Raw genomic sequence first — 5754 nt, 5'->3', positions numbered from 1 at the left:
TGTATTCATGAATTCTAGCTACTTTTACTCGTTGTTTATTCCAGCGAGAAGATCCTTTCATTCTTCTAGAAAGAACACGCTGTGCTTTTGCCAACTTCTCTTCTAATGATCGAAAAAACTTCGGATTTTCATAGGTTGTTCCATCTGACAAAATGGCGAAATCTTTTAGTCCCACATCCATTCCAATGTAAGAGTTTGTTTTCGGAAGTTCTTGCACTTCTGTTTCAACTAACAATGACACAAAGTATCTGCCAGAAGGGTTCCGTCTAACTGTAGCATTTAAAATACGTCCTGTTACTTCACGACTTTTGGCAAATCGAACAAGACCTAGTTTTGGCAATTTTATTTTGTTTCCTACAACGGCAATGTTTTCATTTGTTTGTTTTGTGGTATAAGATTGTACGATGTTCTTCTTAGATTTGAAACGCGGGGCATTGTTTTGTTTTTTGAAAAGGCGTGTATAAGCATCCGTAAGGTTGCGAACAGACGACTGAATCGCGATACTATCCACTTCTTTTAGCCAAACAAACTCTTTCTTCATAGCAGGGAGTTTGGCAGAGCATGTACCATATGTCAAATCTTTCCCTGTTTCTTTGTATGCATTACCCCATAGAGATAGGAAGTGATTGAATACAAAACGAGAACAGCCAATCGTTTTATTGATTAGGGTTGCTTGTGCTTTATTTGGATAGATACGAAATTTATATGCTTTATTAATCATCATTCCTGTCACCTCCATTTCGGTATGTTTATGTTATATAACAAACATACATTCGATAGGTAGTGAAGTAACAGTTTATGTATGTCGAACAATTAAGATGGCTTCCTGCCATCCCTTGACCGAAGCCAATTCATCTCCCACCTACTCACTTCGCGTTCCTTGAGGAAGGAGTCTTCTTGGCTAAAATGATAAATAATTGAATCATTCACTTTATATTTACTATTTCTATTAAAATACAAATTTACTATCATTTCTCTTATCTACGGATACGTATCGATTAATAAACTAAAAGCACTTGAAAAATTTTCCTTTGCAATATGAGCCATCGAAAAAAATTACCATCGGAAAAGATTCCCTACGGTAATTTTTTAATTTATTATAGAGATTAGAGCTCTATAGCCCATTATCATTTCAAATTCGTCCTTTTATAAACATCTTTTTCCAAATCTATAGATGTGCCTCCTGCCAAATCCAAATTGCAGTTCTATATTTGATATATTTATTTCACTCTTCCTTTATTGCAATCAGAAGTATCACATCCTAACTCTTCTAATGATACAAGGGAGATTTACCCTCTATAAACCTAATTCTTCTCCCCAAATTGAAACTTTTTCAAGATGATATGTTAATAATTCGCAACCAGAACGGTTATTGAATATTCTTCGTAACTGAGTATGCAGCCCCTTTTCTAATGTTCTCTGTAAATACGCCATTTTATAAAGATCAATTGGAGCTGTTTTAAATTCAATTCCATACTTCTGCATTTGCTTTGTATATAAATTCACACAATGTGTGCGAATCTCTTCCGCATTGCTCTGCCAATCTTTTCTAAAGCCTAATAATATTTCGACTAAAACAACCATATCAAACCAGACGGGTCCATATTTAATAGACTCCCAATCGATAAACTGAATATGCCATGGAGCATCTAGTGTCACATTATTACTACATATATTTTGCATATGAAGGTCTCCATGTGTTATAGATGAACCGTTTTCAAATAGTTCTGGAAAAAAATCCGGTCCCTTCTGACACAGTTTTATTAGCGATTTATGATAGGGATTAATGGTCTCCCTTAACCTATCGTCTTTCACTGCATCATCGAGAAAAGTAATCGTTCTTTCAATGTATTTAGATCGACCACTTCTCATTTTGCTTGATTCATAAATGGGGAGCCATTCATTCCAAGTATTTTTATATTTTTTCAAATTGTCTTCAAATGTGTGTGCGTGAAGTTTGGCAACAGTGGGGATAATATGTTCTAAATGTTTTGGGGAGAAAGTAATCTGGCCGCGTACTTGCTGGACAAACTCCATGAATATCCAGGTTTCAGTTCCTTTTTTTTCAATATAATATATTTGAGGAAGAAACTCTTTCAATATCGGATACGCTCTTTGATATACTTGAATCTCTACTTCATTTCTGTAGCTTGTTGAATTATATACTTTTAAAATAATGGGATAGTTTTTCATTTTTTTTCGAAGAAATAATTTGTAGATACTAGTTCTTGTTGTTGATTTCAGACATTCAATATTAGCAGAATCTATTGATACCCTTTGACCCATTGAATAAGATATTTTTTCTGAAATTTTAAACTTCTTTAAATAATAGGATAATTCTTTCGCTTCATACAATGATTTCATTCCTTTCATTTTCGTTTCCATGCATTCCTCAAATGAGACCATGCGCTTCTAATAAATGGCATCGGATCGTCCCACGCAAAAAGAGCGAACTCTTTTTTTCCTCGCAAGCCTTCATAAAAATCTTTCCATGTCATTTCAGCTCTTTTTTTCTTGTCACGGAACGTTAAATAATACCGCACAAGATAAATCCATTTGATACCATCTCTTTGTTTAAGTCTTGGCGCTGGGTTTTGCTTGGTTAAATATAAATAATACATATAAACAAAATCGATGCCTGCAGATTCTGTTAAGCTATGGGTTAACCAAAAACGGGGGTTGATTTCAATAAACTTATAAACATCATCTCGCGGGTCCTTTTTAAACTCTGCCATGCCAATACCTTTAAGTTGTATTTTTTTAAAAAGAGGTAAACATACATCCACTAGTTCTGGAATCTGTTTACTAACAATATGAGCTCCTGTTCCAAAGTCAGCTGGAAATTGATGGTTCTTTTGCAAAGAAAATAATGCTAATAGCTCCATATTGTCGTCATAAAAAGTAGCCACTTTATAAAAATGCTGATTGTCTCCAGGAATGATTTCCTGAGCGATGAGCTTTCCATGCTGTCGGTACAATTCATACTCATTTCTTAGTTGATCTGGATTTTTTATAAATATAGCCTTTTTATTTATTTTTTTTCGAAACTTATGGCCCAAAGTCGGCTTTAATATACATGGAAAACCGAGGTTCAAAATTGCTTCTTCTAAATGTCCTTTATGTTCAATCACATATGTTTTCGGGCATGGAATATTATGCTTCACAGCCAGTTCATACATTTTATGTTTATCTAGTATTGTTTCAATTAATGAATGCTCAGGAAACAAAAATAAATAGTAGTTAGACAGCTCCGCTCGATATTTTGAAATAAATACCACATAATCATCCGCACCTGTATACAAAACTGGTTTCAATTTTAATTCTTTAGCCAAGTGGATTAAAAAAGTTAATAATTCCTTTTCTTCCGATAAAGGACTTGGGCATACTCCGCATGAAGCAAGGCGTGATCTCCCTATCTTATAAGGCCCCTCTACATCAAACGCATAAACTTTAATTCCTTTTCTCGCTAAACTTCTAATAATTCCAACTCCATTGGCACTTAAGTCCAGTACAACTGCACTGTGTTCATGATACATAGAATCCTTCCTCACTTAAATATCTTTGTAGATTTTTTCGATATGAGCTACCATTGTCTCTCTAGTTAAATATTTTTTAGCGAAGTTTCTTGCATTTTCACCTAACTGCTCCCGATCTTGCTGGTTTTCAATAACAAACTTTAATGCGTGTTTTAGTTTATTTACATCTCCTACATCTACTAGAATACCTGTCTTCTCGTGATGCACTAATTCAGGTATTCCTCCCGATGTTGTCGAAATGACACAAGCTCCACTATGCATGGCCTCAATAATAGAAATAGGCAGACTATCATTTAGAGTTGGAAGTACAAAAATATCGGTTTTACTTAAAATGTTTGGTACATCATCTCTTTCCCCTAAAAACTCAACCATGGAAAGATTCAAAGAAGCAACTTGCTTTTCTAACGCATCTCTCATCTCGCCATCTCCGACAATAAGCACCTTAATGTTTTCAGTATATTTCCTTTCCATCTGTGAGAGTGCATCAAATAATACTTTATGACCTTTTCTTGGTCCTAATCTCGCTACACATGTAATAACGATTTTTTTCTGTGCCAATGTATTTTTTACATCATACTTCTCAGGATAATCAATACCCGTAAGCACAGTTGTCATTTTCTCTTGCTTTGCCCCCAGTTGCATTAACGGTTGACGAAATGAATCACTGAGAATAATAAGATGATCAGCACATTCAATAGCTTTACTTTCTATTGTTTTATAATAGGCTTCTTCTAGTGAATCTTTTTCAAATATACCAAATTTCACCCGGTTAAAAGTAAACATCCCATGGGGTGTAAATAGCAAAGGTTTCCTATAAAGTCGATTGATTCTTCCCAATATATTGGCTGTAAACAAATCTTGCGCATGAAAAACATCATATTTTTTTAAGTTGATATTTTTAAGCAGCATCATTTCGTAGATATACATATGTCTGCAATTTCTCACAATCGTGGTATTATAGCTTCCATAACGTGCATAAAAGAAATTTCTCAATTCTGGAACAACCCTTTTACGCAGGGTTCTTACTTCGCTCGTAACAAATTGATTAGGAGATATAATATCGACTTTATGGCCCATTTTTTTTAAACCTTCACTAAGTGCTGTAATATAATTAGATAGCCCCCCCGTATGAGGATAGTCCCAAAACGTAGCAATTAATATAGAAAGTCTTCTTTTCTTTGAAGTCACCTTTGTCTTTGCATTTGCATATCGTTCTCTCGTTGCATTTTTCTTTTTGGATGATGAAGGTGAAGGCATTCCATAATATTTATCCATCGCTTCAATTAAATAGGAATACGGAAACATACTTTCCTTTCTCATTGCCAGATCCTCCTTATCACTTCGAACGCTTCAGCGTATGGTACGCCAATCGTCATGCCCCTAACCCTTCCTAAATGCTGAACGCCTTCATACGAACGAGGATGAGGAAAATCTCTCATTTCTACATCATAGTGTTTGAGCGCCGCAATCTTTGAATCCATTTGATCTGTAATATTAACAAAATAATTAGGTTTGAAAACTTTATCATTTGTATAGACATTCCACTCACTAGAGGAAACTGTTTCAAACGTAATTAATTCTATCGGATTTCGTTTAGGTAGAGGTCTCGTTGCGGTCAAAACCGCTTGAAACGTAATTAGATGATCAATGTTGACATCTCCATAATGGTGGGTGAAAATTTTACTTGGTTTATATTTCTGTATTAATTGTTCTAATTCTTTCGTTAATTGATGCAACGGAATTAATTCCAATTCTAAATTAGCATGATCGAGGAATATCACTTCTTCAATACCAATTTCTTTATTTGCATGCCTGCCTAGTTGATGTATCCGATCCGCTTCCTCTCTTCTTCCTGAAGCAATAATTATTGAAATAACCCGATGCCCATTTTCCACTAATCTTTTTAAAGTCCCTCCAGATCCTAGTAACTCATCATCGGGGTGAGCACCAATAACTAAAACACACTCTCTCATAATACTTATCCCTCCCTATACGAACTAATGTATGAATGATGCTACAAAAAGAAACTGGCATTAGCGGAAATACCTCTTCATTATTTGCCATCTTTTCATACCCTTTCCAGTCTATCTCCGCTCTAACTTCTTTACTCCCCCAACAATTTTATGATATAAGGGGTACTCCCCCACACCCATCAACTTAAGGGATATTTTTATACAAAATGCGATCTTTTCACGTAGTATTTTATTATCGTTTATAG

At 34.9% G+C, this 5754-nt stretch carries 5 protein-coding genes; all 5 read right to left on the bottom strand.

Translation table 11 applies throughout. The annotated features are described in order from the left end of the window. Positions 1–724 (bottom strand): RNA-guided endonuclease TnpB family protein (locus JDS80_RS30110; protein WP_199640750.1); only part of this gene is annotated, 724 nt, incomplete at its 3' end. Between the two features lie 572 nt (positions 725–1296). Continuing rightward, positions 1297–2364: an aminoglycoside phosphotransferase family protein gene (locus JDS80_RS30105; protein WP_199640751.1), complete on the bottom strand. Its 1068-nt coding sequence runs from the start codon at positions 2362–2364 to the stop codon at positions 1297–1299. Between the two features lie 5 nt (positions 2365–2369). Further along, complete coding sequence (locus JDS80_RS30100) at positions 2370–3536, bottom strand: carboxylate--amine ligase (RefSeq protein ID WP_199640749.1); 1167 nt, start codon at positions 3534–3536, stop codon at positions 2370–2372. Between the two features lie 15 nt (positions 3537–3551). After that, positions 3552–4856 (bottom strand): glycosyltransferase family 4 protein, encoded by a 1305-nt coding sequence (locus tag JDS80_RS30095; RefSeq protein WP_199640748.1) that lies wholly within the window; start codon positions 4854–4856, stop codon positions 3552–3554. Further along, positions 4853–5509: a PIG-L deacetylase family protein gene (locus JDS80_RS30090; RefSeq protein ID WP_199640747.1), complete on the bottom strand. Its 657-nt coding sequence runs from the start codon at positions 5507–5509 to the stop codon at positions 4853–4855. Before JDS80_RS30090 ends, JDS80_RS30095 begins: the two co-directional genes overlap by 4 nt. Positions 5510–5754 lie beyond the last annotated feature (245 nt).

Source organism: Bacillus cereus group sp. N8 (assembly GCF_016483685.1).
Taxonomy (GTDB): domain Bacteria; phylum Bacillota; class Bacilli; order Bacillales; family Bacillaceae_G; genus Bacillus_A; species Bacillus_A proteolyticus.
This window is presented reverse-complemented; position numbering and strand designations above follow the sequence as displayed.